Raw genomic sequence first — 18,159 nt, forward strand, 5'->3', positions numbered from 1 at the left:
GGTTCCGGCGTTATCTATCGCACCTCTTCCGCAATGACAGGCTCTTCGTCCGGCGCGGCCCTGGGGGCTCGTCCGTGAGATTGTCCTGCCATGGGATTGGTGTCGCCGGTAAAACGGCTGTGATCGATCGGTTCTGGCTCGAATGGTTGGGGGTTGGCCGGACCGGTGGTGTCGCTTTCGGCATACCAGGTGGACTGCGCCTGGTCGTTGCTTTGCAATTTCCGGGGTTCAGGCCCGGGCCATTCGTCCCCGCCTGCGGGCTGCGCCCCCGCAGCCCGGCCCTCGATGGCCGGCGCGTCGCCCAGTTGGCCGATCACGCCGGGATCGTCTTCCCCACCAATCAGCAGCGCCACGGCCACCAGAAACGCGCCGACCAAGGCCAGCTTCTTGACCAGTCCGGGAGGAAATTCCTGATCCATTGCCGCAGATCGTAGCGGATGGGGGTTAAGCGTCTGTTGCTGTGGCTTGCGCCTTCAAGGCATACAACGTTTCGAGCGCCTCTCGCGGCGAAAGTGAATCGACATCGATTGCCTCCACCGCCGCATGCAGCGGATCTTCCTCGGCCTCCTCTATCTGCGCAGTGACTGCGAAGAGCGGCAGTTCGCCAAGGCCCGCCGCGAGCCCGCCGGTAGCCTCGCGGCCTTTCTCGAGCTTGTCGAGCACCGCCTTGGCGCGCTTGATAACCGGCGCGGGTACGCCCGCCAGCTTCGCGACCGACAGGCCATAGCTGCGGTCCGCCGCGCCCCTGGCCAGTTCGTGCAGAAGCACCAGATCGCCCTTCCATTCGCGCGCACGAACGTGGTGCAGGCTCAGCGCATCGCAAGTATCGGCGAGGCGGCTGAGCTCGTGATAATGCGTCGCGAAAAGGCAGCGGCAGCCGAGTTGCTCATGCACCGCCTCGACCACCGCCCAGGCGAGCGCCATCCCGTCATAGGTCGAGGTACCGCGGCCGACCTCGTCGAGGATGACGAAGCTGCGTGTCGTGGCCTGCGACAGGATCGCGGCGGTCTCGACCATCTCCACCATGAAGGTCGACCGGCCGCGCGCGAGGTTGTCGCTCGCGCCCACACGGCTGAACAGGCGATCGGCCAGCCCGATCCGCGCTTTCGTGGCGGGTACAAAGCTTCCCGCCTGTGCGAGCAGCATGATCAAGGCGTTCTGACGCAGGAAGGTCGATTTGCCGCCCATGTTCGGGCCGCCGATCAGCCATAGCCGGTCGTCCGGCCCAAGCGTGCAGTCGTTGGCGACGAACCGTTCCCCCGCCTTGGCTAGCGCCTGTTCTACCACCGGATGCCGCCCGCCGCTGACTTCGAGGCACGGTTCGTCGATTACTTCCGGGCGAGCCCAGTCATCTTCGGCGGCACGTTCGGCCAGCGCTGCGGATACGTCAATCCGCGCCAGCGCAGCCGCGGTTGCGGCGATAGCCTCGCGTGCGTCGACCACTTCGCTGACAAGGCGGTCGAAATGCATTTCTTCGGCCGCCAGCGCATGCGCTCCGGCCTCCGCGATCCGCGAGGCTTCTTCATGCAGGCCGACCGAGTTGAACCGCACCGCGCCCGCCATGGTCTGGCGGTGGGTGAAGCCGCTATCCGCCGCCATCAGCTTGTCGCCGTGCTTGGCCGGTACTTCGATGAAGTAGCCGAGCACCTTGTTGTGCTTGATCTTGAGCGAGGGGGTCTTGGTTTCCTCTCGATATCTTGCTTCCAGCGCGGCGATCGCCTTGCGCGCATTGCCGCTGGTTTCGCGCAAGGCGTCGAGCGAATGGTCGTAACCGCTAGCGATGAAACCGCCCTGGCTGCGCTCGGTCGGCGGAGAGGGGATCAGCGCGCGCGCCAGATGGTCGACCAGCGCGGCATGACCACCCAAAGCATCGCTCATCCGCGCAAGTAGTGCAGGCCGGTCGTTGCTGGCTGCCAGCATGTCCCGCACGCGCCGCGCTTCGGCCAGACCGTCGCGGATCTGCCCGAGATCGCGCGGGCTGCCGCGCCCAGCCACCAGCCTGCCGAGTGCACGGCCGAGATCGGGCGCCTGTCGCAGGACGGCTCGCAGATCCGCCCGCAGCAGCGGGTCGGCGTAAAAGTGCTGCACGCTGGCGAGACGCTCTTCGATCGCGCCACGCTCGGCGAGCGGGGCGGCAAGGTCCTCGGCCAATTGGCGCGCGCCGGCCCCGGTGGAGCAGCGATCGACGCAGGCGATCAAGCTGCCTGTCCGCCCGCCGCTTTGCGCCTCGAGTATTTCGAGGCTGGTGCGTGTCGCCGCATCCATCGCCAGATGCGCGCCCGATCCGCGAGTCACCGGCGGCAGCAGGAAAGGCAGCGTGCCGCGCCCGGCATGATCGAGATAGGCAATCAGCCCGGCCACCGCCGCGAGCATCGGCCGGGTGAAGGTGCCCAGCCCGTCGAGCGTTGCGATCCCGTGAATGTTCTTGAGGCGTGTTTCGCCATCTTCGCTACGGAAATCCGCGCGTGGCCGTGCGATCATCTCGGGCTGGGCGGCGTCCCAGTCCTCGGGGGCGACCACCTCGCTCGCTCCCAGACGTGCGAGGGCAGCATCGAGCGCCTGCGGATCGCATTCCTCGAGCTCCATCCGTCCGGTCGAGATGTCGCACGCCGCCAGTCCGACGCCGTCGCGCACCGGTGCCACTGCGACCAGCAGGTTGGCGCGGCGCGGTTCGAGCAGCGCTTCCTCGGTCAGCGTCCCGGCAGTGACGAAGCGGACGATGTCACGCGCGACCAGCGCCTTGGATACCGGTGTGCCTTCGCGTCTGGCACGTTCCTTTGCCTGCTCGGGCGTCTCTGTCTGTTCGGCGATCGCGACACGGCAGCCGCCCTTGATCAGCCGGGCGAGATAGCCTTCGGCCGAATGGACCGGGACACCGCACATCGGGACTGGTTCGCCATCGTGTTCGCCCCGCGTGGTCAGCGCGATGTCGAGCACGCCCGCTGCCACCTTGGCATCCTCGAAGAACAGCTCGAAGAAATCGCCCATGCGGTAGAACAGCAGTGCATCGCCTGCCTCGCGCTTGAGCGCCAGATATTGCTGCATCATCGGAGTAGGCTTGCTGGGCATGGGAGGGGCCTAGCGAGCATGGCGGCGATTCGGGAGTCGGGCTAGCCCTCCTTTCCCCTATGACTTCGCCGCCCGAACGGTTAGGGGCAGCAGCGCAAGACAAGGGGACGCCAATGGCCGACGAGAAATCCGCATTCACCACCCGCGAAGCGCTGTTCTACCACGAGACGATCCGTCCCGGTAAGATCGAGATTATCGCCAGCAAGCCCATGGCGACCCAGCGCGATCTCAGCCTGGCCTATTCGCCCGGCGTGGCCGCCCCGGTGGAAGCGATTGCGGCAAATCCCAAAGATGCGGCACGCTACACCGCGCGTTCGAACCTCGTCGCGGTCATTTCCAACGGCACCGCCATCCTCGGCCTCGGCAATCTCGGCGCACTGGCCTCGAAGCCGGTGATGGAAGGCAAAGCAGTCCTGTTCAAGCGCTTCGCCGATGTCGACTCGATCGACCTCGAACTCGATACCGAGAACCCGGAAAAGTTCATCGAGGCGGTCGCGCTGATGGAGCCGAGCTTCGGCGGCATCAATCTGGAAGACATCGCCGCGCCCGAATGCTTCATCATCGAACAGGCTCTGCGTGAGCGGATGAATATCCCCGTCATGCATGACGACCAGCATGGCACCGCGATCATCGCTGCGGCGGGTCTTATCAATGCCTGCCATCTGACCGGGCGCGATCTCAAGGACTGCCGAATGGTCGTGAACGGGGCGGGCGCGAGCGCGCTGGCCTGTACCGCGCTGATCAAGGCGATCGGCGTACCGCACGAGAACGTAATCGTGTGCGACCGATCAGGCCCGATCACGCCGGAACGCGACAATGTCGACCAGTGGAAGAGCGCGCATGCGGTCGAAACCGCAGCCACCCGCCTCGAAGAAGCGCTCGAGGGGGCCGATATCTTCCTCGGTCTCTCGGCGGCGGGCGCGCTCAAGCCCGAATGGGTCGCGCACATGGCCGACAAGCCGATCATCTTCGCCATGGCCAATCCGGTGCCCGAAATCATGCCCGAGGATGCCAAGGCGGTCCGGCCCGATGCGATCATCGCGACCGGGCGCAGCGACTATCCCAACCAGGTCAACAACGTCCTCGGCTTTCCCTTTATCTTCCGCGGTGCGCTCGATGTGCAGGCGACCGCGATCAACGAGGAGATGAAAGTGGCGGCGGCGCGTGCGATCGCCGAACTGGCGCGCGAGCGTGTGCCCGAAGAGGTGGCTGCCGCTTATGGTGTCACGCATCAATTCGGGGAGGAGTACATCATCCCCGCTCCGTTCGACCCGCGCCTGATGGAGGTCGTATCCAGCGCGGTGGCCAAGGCGGCAATGGACACGGGAGTCGCACAGGCACCGATCGAGGATTTCGAGGAATACCGTCATCAGTTGAAGGCGCGTCTCAACCCGACGACTGCTGCCCTGACCAATATCTATGAACAGGCGAAGGCCAATCCCAAGCGGATGGTCTTCGCCGAGGCGGAAGAAGATGTGGTGCTGCGCGCCGCAGTCCAGTTCCGCGACTTCGGCTATGGCGAACCGATACTCGTCGGTCGGACGGAGAAGGTGCGCGAGAAGCTGGCCGAACTTGCCGTCGACGATCCCGACGACTGGATCGTCGAAAACTCCGCCCTGTCGGACAAGGTCCCGGCCATGGTCGATTTCCTCTACAGACGGCTGCAACGGCGCGGCTATACCGAGCGCGACGTGACCCGCATGGTCAATCAGGAGCGCAACGTTTTCGCCGCGCTGCTCGTCGCGCTGGGCCATGGCGACGGCATGATTTCCGGTCTGACCCGCACCTTCAGTCAGACCGCACGCGAGGTCGGAAGAGTGCTCGATCCGGCTCCGGGCGCGGTGCCCTTTGGTGTGCATATGATGATCGGCAAGAACACCACCGTGTTCCTGGCCGATACCACGATCAATGAACGCCCCACGGCCGAACAGCTTGCGCATATCGCCAAGGAAACCGCTGCCGTGGCACGCCGGATGGGGCATGAACCGCGCGTCGCCTTCTTGTCCTTCTCGACCTTCGGCAACCCCAGTGGGCAGTGGCTCGACAATATTCGCGACGCAGTGGCGATCCTCGACGCCGAGGAACCGGGCTTCGAATATGAGGGCGAAATGGCGCCCGACGTGGCGCTCAATCCGACAGTGATGAAGCTCTACCCCTTCAGCCGCCTGTCCGGCCCGGCCAATGTGCTGGTGATGCCTGGCCTGCAATCGGCGAACCTCTCGGCCAAGCTGCTGCGCGAACTGGCGGGCGAAACCACGGTCGGCCCGATGATGATCGGGATGGAAAAACCCGTCCAGATCGCCCCGATGACGGCGATCGCGCCGGACGTGCTGACCTTGGCGGTGTTGGCGAGTGCGGGCGTGGTGGGCTGACGGGCCGAGCTTCGCGAGGGCTTCGATTTCGCCGCGTGGCGGCGGAACGGAGCCAAGCGCTTTGCGTGGGGCAAATACTGCCCGCCGGCTTGCTCTACTGCAGGCAGTGCATACGGCCCGCTCTGGAATGGCCCCTCACGGATTTTCCTGCGTGAGGTAGCTTGCGAGCCGACGCATTTTCGGGCCGAGAACGAGGTTGGTCAGCGGAACCAGAATTCCGGTCAAAATCAAGGTTTGCACGCCCAGCGGAAGGGGGCGGGCCAAGCCTGAAAGCAGGATCAGCAAGCACGTCACGAGCGGCCATACGGTCAGCCAAACCAGCAGAAGATGGAGGAGGACGGTTTTCACGAGTCGGCCTTTGCCGAAGACATGGCGCGATTCAGGATCGAGAAATAGCCCGGCATGATCTCGGCAAGTTTCGCCTGGCCTGCTGCGGTAAGGGAAATCTCGCGCGATCGGGCATCATCAGAACTGGACGCGATGCTGATGAGGTTCGCGGATTCCAGGCTGCGCAGCACTCTCGTTACGACGGGTTTCGACACATCCAGCCGATCGGCGACCTCGCCCGCCATCAGCGATGAGCGATCCGGTTCGCGATCGATGACGACCAGAGTGAGAAAGCGCAATTGCGAGAAACCATGGTCTGCGAAATACGCCTCCAGCTCGCGGATCAGGAGACTTGCCTTACGCATCAGATCGAGCGCGTCCATGACGTTGCCGACATCGACCCCCTCGAACCGATCGGAATAGCCTTCCACCATCTGCCGGCTTGGTAAGTTCTTGAGAAAGAACATCGTACTAGGCTACCGGGCGGAGCCGAAGTATCTCCGGCTCCTCGGCGAGCCAGTTTTCATATGCTTTGAAAACCGCAAGGGTATATGGCTGCTCGTGATGGGCTTTAAGAGCCGCTTCGTCCTCCCATTCCTCATAGAGATGCAGGGTCCCGGTTTCGATATTCTCGCTCAACCGGAATTCGATACAGCCCGGTTCCGCGCGCGTTCGATCGATTATGCCGCACACGGCTTCGCGGGCGGCATCGAAATATTCAGGATGCGGCGTGATCCGCGCCATGATGTTCAATCGTGCCATTACAAAGCTCCTATAGTTAGCATGATAACTATATCCGGAAGTGCTGTGCGTCAAGCTCGCGGCATACCGGGTGATCCGATAGCTATTCGCAAGAATGCCCGATCACCCCCGCCGTCAGCGCCATTTACTTGCTCCAGCCCTATGTATATACAAAACTTTGTCGAGGGAGGCTTTGTCGCAGGCGAGGAGCGGCCAAGTACTCCGCTGTTAGGCGGTGCTTGCGGGCGGATAAGGAACGCGTGCCGGAGAAGGGTCAGCGATGATTGGTTTGCGGTCCGGGGTTCTCTCCCGAAGCCCTCGATACTCAACTGGACCAAGCCCGCTTTCTGTCGGGCGCTCATCGCGAGATTTTGTCCCGCAGCGGCTTGCTTCTCGCAGCACGGACACCGTGAATCATACCATTTACGAAGAACTGCGCGGCTTGGTATGCCACTATTACCCCGCCGGCCGTGTTAAGTTTGGGCCTATGAAAGTTGGGCTTTGCGTCGACCGCGCGGGTTGCGGGGGCGCCGCCGAAATGCACAGTGGCGGTCTTTGCAGACACGGGAAGATCGAACGAAGTCCCTTGGGCAATTTGTGGAGATTATTTGCATGACCTCCCTTCACGAGCGCATTCGCTCCGACATCGAAAACCGCATCATGGGCGGGGATCTAGCTCCGGGCGACCGGTTGCCGATCGAAGCCAAGCTGATGGAGCAATATGGGTGCTCCCGCATGACGGTAAACAAGGCGATTTCTGCCCTTGCCGCGACCGGTTTGGTCGAACGACGCCGCAAGGCCGGTAGTTTCGTGGCCCGGCCTCAGGCTCATGCAATGGTTCTGGACATTCCCGATCTTGCCGAAGAAGTGCGCGGGCGTGATCAGGAGTACCGTTTCCGGCTTATCCATCGTGAAACCGCCCCGGCAGAGGCGTCCGATCTGCAGCCGACGCATCAATTTGGAATAGCGCCGATCACGGGTCCGTCCCTGTTGACGATCGGGGTTCATATGGCGGACGGGCGCCCCTTCGCTTACGAGCGCAGGGTGGTGAGCCTGACCGCGGTTCCGGAGATCGAGGACGCGGCATTCGACCCGGAATCCCCCGGAAGCTGGCTTCTCCAGCACGTCCCCTGGACCGAAGCCGAAACCAACATCTCGGCAACCGGTGCGAATGAGCGAGAGGCCCGGAGTCTGAAGATCACTCCGGGGGCGCCGTGCCTGGTTCTCGCACGTCGAACTTGGCGTGGCGAAGAGCACATAACCGCAGTGCGCCAGCTTTTCATCGGCGAGTCCTACAGCCTTGACGCCCGATTCGGCTCGGCTCGGAAATAATGTTTCATAACGTCGATAATTAATTGCCATACAGAGCAAGGATTACAGGTCGCTGCCGAAAAAATTCGCATAAAAATCAGACATTTGTGATGTTTTTGATGTATATACAAAAAGTTATTGACTGAGATCAGCGGTGTGTTCACTCTCCTGCAAATCAATTTGGGAGGGTGAATTCGATGCGTTGCAAGAGCATTTTAATCGGAACCAGTGTGCTCGCGGTGGCGATCTCGAGCCCGGTCGTGGCACAGGATGCTGCGGACGAAGCCGCTGGCGAAGCGAGTGCTGCGGACACATCGACCGAAGCCGACATGTCCAATGCCATCCTCGTCACCGGATCGAGAATTCGCCGTGCGGATATCGAGGGTGTTGGACCAACGACGGTCGTTGGTGTGGAAGAAATGGAAAACACCGGCATCGTGAACGTCGAGACGCTTCTGCAACGGCTTCCCGCCAATGCGGGCTTCGCAGGTAATCAGACATCGGCCTACTGGACGGGCAATGGTTATGGCACCGCCCAGGTCAACCTGCGCGGCCTGGGGATCAAGCGAACTCTGGTGCTGCTCAATGGTAGGCGCCTGGTCGCCGGCGGGACCGGTGCCAATTCTTCGCCCGACCTCAACATGATACCGGTCAACATGCTGGCTCGCACCGAGGTGCTCAAGGATGGTGCTTCCGCCGTATATGGCGCGGACGCAATGGCCGGCGTCGTGAACATGATTACCCGTACGGATTTCGAGGGTATCCGGGTCGGCGGGCGCTACGGCATTACCGAACAGGGCGACGGCGCAGATGCTTCCATCGATGTGCTGGCGGGCTGGCGATCGGACAGCGCCGGAATTATGGTTGCGGCCAATTATCAGAACACCGATCCGGTCAGTATGTTCAGCCGGGCACCGTGTTCGCTTGCCGAAACCACACCGGGCTCTCTTTCCTGCGTGAACAGTTCCTCCACCATTGGTGGGCGGGCCGTGCTTCCCAATGGGCAGCAGATCAACTTCAACCAGGTCTTGGGTGGGGACGGGGATTTCTACGAACCCTATGATGCGGCCAAGCACAATTACAATTCGGCCCTTACGCTCAATGCGGTCAATCCGATCGAGCGCTGGAGCTTCGGGGTGTTCGGCGATGCCGAACTGGGGGCTGCGGTCGAAGCGTTCGGCGAATTCCTCTATACCAAACGCAAGAGCAACCAGATCGCGACACCGGGGACTTTGCGCAACTTGGCCATCCCGGCCAGCTTCCCCAGCAACCCGACGGGCGAGGATTTGGTCGTTATCCGGCGCCGTCTGGCAGAGGCGGGTCCCCGTCAGTTCTTCCAGGATTCCGAGACCTGGCAGGCCACCGGTGGGCTGCGCGGTGACTTAGCCAATGCCTGGCATTGGGAAGCTGCCGTAAGCTGGGGGAAGAACACCGCGATCGACGGTTCCACCAATGTCGCGAATCTCGAGCGGGTGGGCAACGCGATCGATCCCGCGACCTGTGGTACGGGCGGTATTCCTTGCGCAGACTTTCTTGGCTTTGGCGACCTTACCCCGGAAGTCCTCGACTATATCCTCTTTACGTCGAGAGACAGGGGCGGAAACGAACTCGTTAGCGCGACCCTGGATCTGACCGGCGATCTCTTCACGCTTCCCGCTGGAGCGGTATCGTTCGCGACCGGCATTGCGTATCGTGAGGAGAAGGGGTGGAGGGACCCCGACCCTCTGACCGTTGCCGGTATCGCGAACACGAATCAACAGGATCCAATTTCCGGGAAGAGCAAGGCCAAGGAAGCCTATCTGGAATTATCGGTTCCGGTCTTCTCAGGCGCTGCATTTGCGGAGGCCTTGACCGTCAATGGCGCGCTGCGCGTATCCGATTACGATCTCTTCGGTACCGACTGGAACTACAAGTTGGGTGCCGATTGGGAAGTGTTCGACGGTTTGCGGTTTCGGACCACTTACGGCACCGGCTTTCGTATTCCCAACGTGCCGGAACTGTTTGGCGGCGTTTCCGAAGGCAATCTGACGACCACGGACCCGTGCAGCAATTACAGCACGAGCGGCGACGCGACGCTTATCGCGAATTGCCAGGCCACCGGCGTGCCGGCGGGATATGTTCAGCTCGGCAATACCATTCTGACCACAGTCGGGGGCAACCCCGATCTCCAGCCCGAGAGCTCCGCGACCTGGACCATCGGGGCGGTCGTGCAGCCAAGAAACCAGATCCCCGGCCTTTCTCTGACGGTCGACTGGTTCGAAATCGATATCGAAGACGCAATCCGCGCCATTCCCGGTTCGACCAAGCTGGCAGTCTGCTACGCCAGCCCTAATCTGAGCAGCGAATTTTGCGATGATTTTAAGCGGAGCACGCTGACCGGTGAAGTTACGCAGCTTTCCGCCCAGCCGATCAATACCGGCCTGGAGAAGATGAGCGGGCTCGACGTCGGGATGGTGTATAATCGATCGATCGGCTCGTTCGACGTGTCCCTGAATTTGAACGTCACCTGGCTGAACGAATACACCGTCTATCCCTTCGAGGGCGGCGATCCGATCCAGTTCGATGGCTTTATCGGTGGCGGCAATGGCGGCTATCCCGAGTGGCGCGGCTATGGCACGCTTACGGTCGAAAAGGGGCCGGTCGGCGCAACTTGGTCTACCCAGTGGATCGGCTCTGCCACCGACTTCAACGCCAGCCCCGGCGATATCGGCTATTCGACGCCGGACGTATTCTATCACAATCTGCAGGTGCGTTTCGATGTGAATGACCGCACCAGCTTCCGCCTAGGGGTCGACAATCTCTTCGACCGAGACGCTCCGTACATCCAGAGCTTTACCGATGCCAATACGGATACCATGACCTATGATCTTATGGGTCGCCGCTTCTATGTCGGCTTTCAGACCGGCTTCTGATCGGGCGTATCATGAAAATCAGATGGCCACTCTTCGTTCGGCGCTTCCACAAGTGGCTAGCCCTGATCATCGGGCTGCAGGTGGTATTCTGGACGGCGACCGGATTTTACATGGTCGTCGTCCATATCGACCGGATCCACGGCGATCATTTGATCAAGTCGGCACCTGCACAGGTGTTGGATGTTGACAGGATGGTTTCGCCCGAGGATGCGCTGCGTCTCTACCCAGGGGCGACCGACATGCGCAGTTCGTCCTTGTTGGGCCGGACGGTGTGGGAAATCTCCGGGCCGTCGGGAGTAAAGCTGGTGGATGCGGGGACGGGGGAAGTGCTTCGTCCCGTCTCCCGCGACGAGGCCGCCGCCGTCGCTCGCGAAATCTACGCGTTCGACGAGCCGATCCGCTCGGTCGAGCTGCTTACCAGAGCCCCGATGGAAATGCAGGGCCGCAAGCCACCCTATTGGCAGGTGGTATTCGACCGCTGGGACAGTCCCACCTTCTATATCTCGCCGGAATCCGGCGCACTCATTTCACGTCGGCATTCGCTTTGGCGGATCTTCGACTTTGCCTGGATGCTGCACATCATGGACTATGACGAACGCAGCGACATCAACAATCCCCTCCTTCGGGTAAGCACCTGGCTCGCGGTTCTGATGGCGCTTACCGGCGCGTGGCTGCTGGTTTGGGCCTTCCCGAAACGCCGGAAAAAGAAGAAGCGCTGATGAAGAAAATCCGATTCTCGCCCCTGTTTTTTCGCCGGATACACAAATGGGTCGGCCTGGTTCTCGGCATTCAGTTCATTCTGTGGGCTGTCAGCGGGGCCATGATGGCGACCATCGATATGGAGGCGATGAAAGCGCGGCCCGATGTCTCTCCAAGCCGAATCCCCGCCGGTAATTTTGTCGATCCGGCAGAAATCACTGATGAGCAGATTACGGGGCTCGCCGTCCGTAGCATCGGCGACAGACCGATCTATGAGGTCTCTTATGATGACGGGATCGGGCTTTTCGATGCGCGTACGGGAAATGCGATAGCGGTCGATCCGGCGTTCGTTCGCGCGCGCGCTGAAGAGATCGCTCCCGCACATATTAAGTCCATCAAGCGGATGGACCGCCCGAACCTCGAGGCAAGGGATTATGAGGGGGCTGTATGGCGGGTCGATTTTGCAGACGCTGAAAACTCGTCAGCATACTTCTCGGCCACCTCAGGTGAGCTTCTGACGATGCGCGGGGATATGTGGCGGTTATGGGACTTCTTCTGGATGCTGCACAATATGGATTACCTGGATCGCTCCAGCTTCAATCATCCCCTGATCATTATCGTCGCATTCGGAACGCTGTTCCTCTCGGGGACCGGATTTTACCTCCTCTTCAAGTCCTTCACCAAACGGGATTTTTCTTGGATCGTCCGCCGAAAACTCCCGTCGAAAACTGTGTTGGCCAATGATGATTAGAGGCTGCCGACAAACCGCTGGAGCACGAACCCAAGCGCCCTTTCCATCACTGCGATGGAATTCCGCGCGCGATTTAAGGAACTATCGAGGCGTCAAGGGGAAGCCCTTCTGACACCTCACCCAAACCTTTGCGCTGGAGGCGTCACGGCGTCTCCAGCAATTTTCGGGCAGTGTCATCCCACCGTCCTTGCAGGCACGACGCTGAGATACGCCCAACACCTCCTTCTCAAGATCCTTCAGCCGCCGACCTTCTCTCCTTGAGCAAGCCGAATTTCGGTCCCTCGCAGCATCGCAACAATATGTTCTGGCATGTATCTCTTCCGCGCCACTCCTCAGCTCGTTTCAAGCTGTAAATGGCCGCAATTCCAACTCTCATAACGGACCACCTTCTTGGGGAAAGGCCAGCAAGGATGCTTACTGGTCGGCTTTCGAACCGCTTGCGGGATGAGGCGCAGGGGAACGTACCGCTTCTCTTCAATCCGCAAGCCATAATGCGTGGCTGTCGATGCGCAGCTTGGTGATCGCACGCATCGCTCCGCCCCGCGCTTCGGTTTCGCTTCGAAATGCATGGTGGACCATCCGTTCGCCCAGCAGCAGGTCGGTCAGATCGATCTCGCCGAGTTCATAACCCTTCCGCAGTTTGCGCAACGCGGCAATCTGCGCCTCGACTGCTTCGCGCGAACGCCGCCATGCTGCAGTCCGATACCGCGCCTCGACAAGGTCTGCATCGGCGGTTTCTTCGACATTGTAACGCGCCAGACCTTCTTGCGCTCGCGCGGCTGAAGCAAGTGCCGCCGCCTCGCCAGCCAATGCCCTGCGATGACCTCCGCCGAGCGGCATGGAGAAAACAAGCCCGGCGCCGGTTTCCGCGCCGCCGAATTCGGAAAACACTCTCACACCCACCGAAGGGTCGGCGAGCCGATCCTTGTCCATGCGATCGGCAATAGCGGCCCTGCGGTTTGCCTCGGCCCGGGCAGCACCGATCTCGTGGCTGTTGAGGACGACCAGATCGCGCAACTGGGAGAGGCGCATATCGGTGATTTCGGGAGAGGGCAGATCAGGCGCTTCGATCGGAAGCGGAAGGCCCGGGAAATGCGCCTCCAGGCGAGCACGCGCCAAGGCGGCATTACCCTCTGAGCGGTCCAGTACCACCCGCGCCTCTGCGAGTGCGGCGCGCGCCAGATCGACATCCAGTCGAGCCGCATCGCGCAAGTGCATCCGCCGAGTTACGGCGGCAAGCGACTTCTCGTAATTCGCCACTGCCGTGCGATCGACTTTCGCCCGTGCGGATGCGGAAAGCCAATCGACCCATTGTTCGGAAAGAAGCAATGCGGCCTGATGGCGAGCGTCCTCCGCGAGGTTGCTGGCGGCCGCGATGCCATGTTCGCCGATTTCGCGATCGAGCCGTGCTTTTCCCGGCAATCGGAATGCGCGCGTCACCTGGGCATCGTATTCATCGAATTCGCCGCCGAGATCCACGCTCCGCCGCGTGTAGCTGCCCGACAGGGTGACTTCATGTGGCCCCCTGCGCAAGCCTGCGGCCCGCGAGCGTGCCGCTTCGAGGCGGGCGCGCGCGGCGACGACCGAGGGATGATCGTCGAGCACCTGCTGGACGGTCGCCTCGTCGGGCAAGCCAGGTTCGGCTGCGAGGGGAGAGACCAACAGGAATGTGGCCGCCATGGTCGTGATCGGGCGCATTCTAGCCCTCCTCCAACCGCAATGCATCGCTCGCCTCGCGTTCGGCTGCGGTTTCTCCAAACCGCTCGTAAAGGATTGGCAAGAGGATGAGCGTCAGCAGCGTCGCAGTCACGAGCCCACCGATGACGACGATTGCGAGCGGCTTCTGAATTTCCGATCCCGGCCCGGTTGCGAACAGCAGCGGCACAAGCCCAAAGGCGGCGATACTGGCAGTCATCAGGACGGGGCGCAGCCGCCGTTCGGCTCCGCGCCGCACCGCTTCGGACAGAGGCATGCCCTGTTCGCGAAGCTGGCGGAAATATGTCACCATCACGAGACCGTTGAGCACGGCGATACCAAGCAAGGCGATAAAGCCGACGGACGCCGGGACGGAAAGATACTCGCCCGAAACCGCCAGGGCGATCATCCCCCCCACGGCTGCGAAAGGAATGTTGGTAAGGATCAGCAGGGATGCCCGCATCGATTTCAGCGTGAAGAAAAGGATGGCGAAGATCAGCACGATCGAGATCGGCAGGACCACCATCAGCCGTGCCGAAGCCCGCTGCTGGTTCTCGAACTGGCCACCCCATTCGATCCGGTAGCCCTGCGGCAGCGAGACATTTGCAGCGATATCCGCCTTTGCGTCCTCGACATAACCGACGAGATCGCGCCCCGACACGAAGGCCTGTACCATGGCGAAACGCGAACCGTTCTCGTGCTCGAGCTTGACCGGTCCGTAGGCTTGGCTGACATGCGCCACATCGCTCGCCCGCACGAGCTGGCCGGAGGGCGCGCTGTAAACCAGATCGGCGAAACCCTGCGGTGTCAGCCCGCGAGAACCGTCGCCCTTCAAGACGATCGGTACACGGCGGACCCCATCGGCGACGATGCCGGTACGCACACCTTCGACCTGAGCACGCATCATATCCTGCAAGTCGGACACCGGCATGCCAACGCGGCCCGCAGCAACGCGGTTGATATCGATCAAGAGGTAATCCACCTGATCGTTGGCGACGGTCATGGCTTCGCTCGTTCCCTCGAGGCTTTCCAGCCGCGTCTGGATTTCCCCTGCGAGGCGCGAGAGTTCGTCAAGATCGGGGCCGAACAGCTTGATCGCCAGATCGCCGCGTGCGCCGGTCAGCATTTCCGATGTTCGCATGTCGATCGGCTGGGTGAAGGTCGGTTCTATCCCGGGAAACTGCTCCATGACCTTGCGCAATTCGCCCAGTAGCCAGTCCTTGTCCTCCACGCGCCATTCCTCGCGCGGTTTGAGCTTGAGGAAGCTGTCGGTTTCATTGGGACTCATCGGGTCGAGCCCGAGCTCGTCCGAACCGACGCGGGCGATTACCGCTTCGACTTCCGGGACCTGATCCAGAATTGCGCGCTGCACCTTCATGTCCCCCTCGACGCTGTGGTCGAGCGAGATCGAAGGGAGTTTGGTGAGCTGCACGATGATCGAGCCTTCATCCATCACGGGCAGGAAGGTCTTGCCGGTAACGGTGTATGCCCCGGCCGCCAGCGCGAGCCCGAGCCCGGCCACCCCGAACACGCGCTTTTTGTTTTCGAAGCTCGCCGCCAGGGCCGCCGAATAACGCGGCGCGATCTTGCGCATCAACCAAGGTTCGGAATGGCCTTGCTTGACCTTGAGCAGATAGAAAGCGAGCACCGGGACAAGCATCAGCGACAGAACCAGCGCCGAACCGAGCGCCAGCACGATGGTCAGGGCGACCGGCGAGAAAAGCTTGCCTTCCAGCCCCTCCAGCGTCAGCAGCGGCAGGAATACCAGCGCGATGATTGCAAGGCCCGAAGCGACCGGTTTGGCCACTTCGACAGCAGCGACGAACACGTTGTGGATTTTGCTGTTCGTCGAGTGTTTGGGATCGGAAAGCCTCTCCACGACATTCTCGACCACGACCACCGCGCCATCGACGAGGATGCCGACGGCGATCGCAAGCCCGCCCAGGCTCATGAGATTGGCGCTGAGGCCGATCGATCGCATGAAGGTGAAGGTCAGCAGGACGGCCATCGGCAATGCGAGCGCGACGATCACCGAGGCGCGGACATCGCCGAGAAACAGAAGGAGCAGGATGATGACCAGCACGGTCGCTTCGAAAAGCGCCGTCTCGACGGTCCCGACCGCGCGTTCGATCAAGTCCGAACGATCATAGAAGACCGCGACGCTCATTCCCTCGGGCAGGCTGGGCTGAATCTCCTCGAGCCTTTGCTTCACTCCGTCGACGATCTGGCTAGCGTCGGCACCGCGCAAGCCGATGACGAGGCCTTGTACGGCTTCGGCTTCGCCGTTCTTGGAAACCGCGCCATAACGGGTGAGGCTTCCCATGCGGACAGTGGCGACATCGCCCACTCGGACGACCAAGCCCGTGTCGGCTTTGACAACCACGGCTGCAAGGTCCTCCAAAGCGCGGATGGCGCCGGTCGAACGGACGATCAGCGATTCCTCGCCAATGGTCAGCCTTCCGGCGCCATCGTTGCGGTTGCTCATCTCGATGGCATGGGCGAGGTCGGCGGTGGAAAGGCCGGCTGCCGCCAGGGCTGAGCTGTCCGGTGCGACCTCGTAAGTTTCAACGAAGCCCCCGAGTGCGTTGACGTCCGCCACGCCGGGCACGGTGCGCAAGGCCGGGCGGATCGTCCAGTCGAGCACCCGACGTTTCTCGGCCAGCGATTGCGGCCCTTCGAGCGTGAACATGAACATCTCGGAGAGCGGCGTCGAAATCGGGGCAAGTCCGCCCTCCACCGTCGCCGGCATGTCTCCCACCACCGCATTGAGCCGCTCGGAAACCTGTTGCCGTGCCCAATAGATATCGGTGCTATCTTCGAAATCGATAGTGATGTCGGCGATAGCGTATTTGGCGACCGAGCGGAGTACGGTCTGCTCGGGAATTCCGAGCATCTCCATCTCGATCGGCGTTACCACGCGGCTCTCGACTTCTTCCGGCGTCATCCCCGGAGCCTTGAGGATGATCTTGACTTGCGTGGTGCTGATGTCGGGGAAGGCGTCGATCGGTAGCCTGGCGAAGGACCATGCTCCGACCCCGGCGAGCACCAGCGTCAGACCGATGACGCCCAGGCGCAGATCGAGCGCCTTTCTTATCAGATTGCGAAGCATGTCGGCTTACTCCGCGCTCATGGCTTTGAGTTCCGCCACGCTGCTCGCGGCGACGACTTCGCCCGCCGTCAGGCCTTCGGAGATGATAGCCTGTTGGTCGGTCGTTCCGACCACCGTGACCTTACGCGGCTCGTAGCTCTCTTCGTCGCGCACGAAGACATGCGTTTCTCCGCCGATCTTCGTCACAGCGTTGGCGGGTACGGCAATGCCGGGCGGCGACGCCTTTCCGGTGATCGTCACGCTGACATTGCGACCGGCGACGATACCTGGGGCGCTGCCTATGCTGGCGCGGGCCAGTACCGACCGGGTGGCCGGGTCGATCGAGGGCGAAACCGCGAGAATTCGGCCCCCGACGGGCACCGATCCGCCGCCATCGGTGGAAAGCGCGATCTCGACCGGCATGCCGGGACGGACCTTTCTCGCCAGCCGTTCGGGCAATTGCAACTCGACCTGATAGGCACCTTCGGCCTCGATCACGAAAGGGGCCTCCATGCCGTCCACCGGGCCACCTGTGACCGCGCCGACATGCGCGACACGGCCCGAGATCGGCGCGCTCAGCGTCATGGTGCCATCCGGGCCGACGCCCGCCAGGGAGGCCAGCCGCCGCTGTTCGGCGAGGCTGGCGCGAGCCTGCGCCAGCTCCGCATTCGCCTCGTCGGCACGGGCCGACGCTATGATCCCCTCATCGGCCAGTTGCGTCAGTCGCTTTGCGCGCGCCTCGGCGAGCCCGAGCGCGGATTGCGCCCGTGCCAGTTGACCGCGAATCTGGACGGGTTCGGCGGCACGCACGAGTGCCAAGGGCTGGCCACGGCGCACCGCTTGGCCTTCGATCACATAGACCCGCACCGCAGCGCCGGGAAACGGCACTGTTACGGCAACGCGCGCGTCGGGCGGGAAAGTGACGGTGCCGGGCACGCTACCGATCGGCACGTGGGCCACCTCCTGGGCCAAAGCCGTTTCGATCGCGAGACCCGATAGCGGATCGGCCCCGGCCGCATTTGCTGCATCTGGCGGAGCTGGGTCGGAGCATGCGGACAGCCCGAGCAGGCTGGTGGCGAACCCGAGAGTAACGAGAGATCGAGCAATCATTCCCCGAAAATGACGCACCAAGCTGACAGCAACTTGTCAGTTTGGCAGCTTGTTGTCAGTTTCGAGAACCATATTCGATGGCTG

The 18,159-nt window shown here is 62.1% G+C and carries 13 protein-coding genes; 5 read left to right on the forward strand and 8 right to left on the reverse strand.

What is annotated here, in order from left to right:
* Positions 1-14: 14 nt before the first annotated feature.
* Both MUY37_RS12840 and mutS read right to left on the reverse strand, forming a co-directional pair.
* On the reverse strand, positions 15-419 hold the full coding sequence (locus MUY37_RS12840) for a hypothetical protein (protein WP_499195758.1): 405 nt from the start codon (positions 417-419) through the stop codon (positions 15-17).
* Between the two features lie 25 nt (positions 420-444).
* The gene (gene mutS, locus MUY37_RS12845) at positions 445-3,069 is read right to left on the reverse strand and encodes a DNA mismatch repair protein MutS (RefSeq protein WP_499195759.1); all 2,625 of its coding nucleotides are present in this window, start codon (positions 3,067-3,069) and stop codon (positions 445-447) included.
* A 113-nt stretch (positions 3,070-3,182) separates the two neighbouring features.
* Here mutS and MUY37_RS12850 point away from each other — a divergent pair, with 113 nt between their 5' ends.
* On the forward strand, positions 3,183-5,441 hold the full coding sequence (locus tag MUY37_RS12850) for an NADP-dependent malic enzyme (protein ID WP_499195760.1): 2,259 nt from the start codon (positions 3,183-3,185) through the stop codon (positions 5,439-5,441).
* A gap of 135 nt (positions 5,442-5,576) precedes the next feature.
* Here the strand turns inward: MUY37_RS12850 and MUY37_RS12855 are convergent, their stop codons facing one another.
* The 3 genes from MUY37_RS12855 to MUY37_RS12865 are packed head-to-tail and all read right to left on the reverse strand — an operon-like array spanning position 5,577 to position 6,530.
* Positions 5,577-5,789 carry a hypothetical protein gene (locus tag MUY37_RS12855; protein WP_499195761.1) on the reverse strand — a complete coding sequence of 71 codons (213 nt, stop codon included), beginning with the start codon at positions 5,787-5,789 and terminating at the stop codon, positions 5,577-5,579.
* Positions 5,786-6,235 carry a MarR family winged helix-turn-helix transcriptional regulator gene (locus MUY37_RS12860; RefSeq protein WP_499195762.1) on the reverse strand — a complete coding sequence of 150 codons (450 nt, stop codon included), beginning with the start codon at positions 6,233-6,235 and terminating at the stop codon, positions 5,786-5,788. The genes MUY37_RS12855 and MUY37_RS12860 overlap by 4 nt, the downstream gene beginning before the upstream one ends.
* A gap of 4 nt (positions 6,236-6,239) precedes the next feature.
* Positions 6,240-6,530, reverse strand: a complete 291-nt coding sequence (locus tag MUY37_RS12865; RefSeq protein ID WP_499195763.1) for a putative quinol monooxygenase — start codon at positions 6,528-6,530, stop codon at positions 6,240-6,242.
* 591 nt (positions 6,531-7,121) lie between these two features.
* On the opposite strand from MUY37_RS12865, the gene hutC reads away from it, so the two are divergent.
* The 4 genes from hutC to MUY37_RS12885 all read left to right on the forward strand — a co-directional run bounded on the left by hutC (position 7,122) and on the right by MUY37_RS12885 (position 12,182).
* The gene (gene hutC / locus MUY37_RS12870; RefSeq protein ID WP_499195764.1) at positions 7,122-7,841 is read left to right on the forward strand and encodes a histidine utilization transcriptional repressor HutC; all 720 of its coding nucleotides are present in this window, start codon (positions 7,122-7,124) and stop codon (positions 7,839-7,841) included.
* 176 nt (positions 7,842-8,017) lie between these two features.
* Positions 8,018-10,732 carry a TonB-dependent receptor domain-containing protein gene (locus MUY37_RS12875; RefSeq protein ID WP_499195765.1) on the forward strand — a complete coding sequence of 905 codons (2,715 nt, stop codon included), beginning with the start codon at positions 8,018-8,020 and terminating at the stop codon, positions 10,730-10,732.
* Positions 10,733-10,743: 11 nt separating this feature from the next.
* Positions 10,744-11,451 carry a PepSY domain-containing protein gene (locus MUY37_RS12880; protein ID WP_499195766.1) on the forward strand — a complete coding sequence of 236 codons (708 nt, stop codon included), beginning with the start codon at positions 10,744-10,746 and terminating at the stop codon, positions 11,449-11,451.
* Positions 11,400-12,182, forward strand: coding sequence for a PepSY domain-containing protein (locus MUY37_RS12885; protein WP_499195767.1), 783 nt, complete (start codon positions 11,400-11,402; stop codon positions 12,180-12,182). The genes MUY37_RS12880 and MUY37_RS12885 overlap by 52 nt, the downstream gene beginning before the upstream one ends.
* A gap of 474 nt (positions 12,183-12,656) precedes the next feature.
* Here MUY37_RS12885 and MUY37_RS12890 read toward each other — a convergent pair whose 3' ends face one another.
* From MUY37_RS12890 to MUY37_RS12900, 3 genes are read right to left on the reverse strand one after another with little or no spacing between them, the layout of a single operon-like run.
* On the reverse strand, positions 12,657-13,880 hold the full coding sequence (locus tag MUY37_RS12890) for a TolC family protein (protein WP_499195768.1): 1,224 nt from the start codon (positions 13,878-13,880) through the stop codon (positions 12,657-12,659).
* A 1-nt stretch (position 13,881) separates the two neighbouring features.
* Positions 13,882-16,986, reverse strand: coding sequence for an efflux RND transporter permease subunit (locus MUY37_RS12895; RefSeq protein WP_499195769.1), 3,105 nt, complete (start codon positions 16,984-16,986; stop codon positions 13,882-13,884).
* A 6-nt stretch (positions 16,987-16,992) separates the two neighbouring features.
* Positions 16,993-18,075, reverse strand: coding sequence for an efflux RND transporter periplasmic adaptor subunit (locus MUY37_RS12900; protein WP_499195770.1), 1,083 nt, complete (start codon positions 18,073-18,075; stop codon positions 16,993-16,995).
* Positions 18,076-18,159 lie beyond the last annotated feature (84 nt).

This window comes from Qipengyuania sp. ABI-127-1 (assembly GCA_022953095.1).
Taxonomy (GTDB): domain Bacteria; phylum Pseudomonadota; class Alphaproteobacteria; order Sphingomonadales; family Sphingomonadaceae; genus Qipengyuania.

Excerpts from the sequence above, each read along its gene's own strand:
- MUY37_RS12850 (WP_499195760.1), top strand. The coding sequence starts at position 3,183 with ATGGCCGACGAGAAATCCGCATTCACCACCCGCGAAGCGCTGTTCTAC.
- MUY37_RS12880 (WP_499195766.1), top strand. The coding sequence starts at position 10,744 with ATGAAAATCAGATGGCCACTCTTCGTTCGGCGCTTCCACAAGTGGCTA.
- MUY37_RS12875 (WP_499195765.1), top strand. The coding sequence starts at position 8,018 with ATGCGTTGCAAGAGCATTTTAATCGGAACCAGTGTGCTCGCGGTGGCG.
- MUY37_RS12900 (WP_499195770.1), bottom strand. The coding sequence starts at position 18,075 with ATGATTGCTCGATCTCTCGTTACTCTCGGGTTCGCCACCAGCCTGCTC.
- hutC (WP_499195764.1), top strand. The coding sequence starts at position 7,122 with ATGACCTCCCTTCACGAGCGCATTCGCTCCGACATCGAAAACCGCATC.
- MUY37_RS12895 (WP_499195769.1), bottom strand. The coding sequence starts at position 16,986 with ATGCTTCGCAATCTGATAAGAAAGGCGCTCGATCTGCGCCTGGGCGTC.
- MUY37_RS12860 (WP_499195762.1), bottom strand. The coding sequence starts at position 6,235 with ATGTTCTTTCTCAAGAACTTACCAAGCCGGCAGATGGTGGAAGGCTAT.
- MUY37_RS12865 (WP_499195763.1), bottom strand. The coding sequence starts at position 6,530 with ATGGCACGATTGAACATCATGGCGCGGATCACGCCGCATCCTGAATAT.
- mutS (WP_499195759.1), bottom strand. The coding sequence starts at position 3,069 with ATGCCCAGCAAGCCTACTCCGATGATGCAGCAATATCTGGCGCTCAAG.
- MUY37_RS12890 (WP_499195768.1), bottom strand. The coding sequence starts at position 13,880 with ATGCGCCCGATCACGACCATGGCGGCCACATTCCTGTTGGTCTCTCCC.
- MUY37_RS12840 (WP_499195758.1), bottom strand. The coding sequence starts at position 419 with ATGGATCAGGAATTTCCTCCCGGACTGGTCAAGAAGCTGGCCTTGGTC.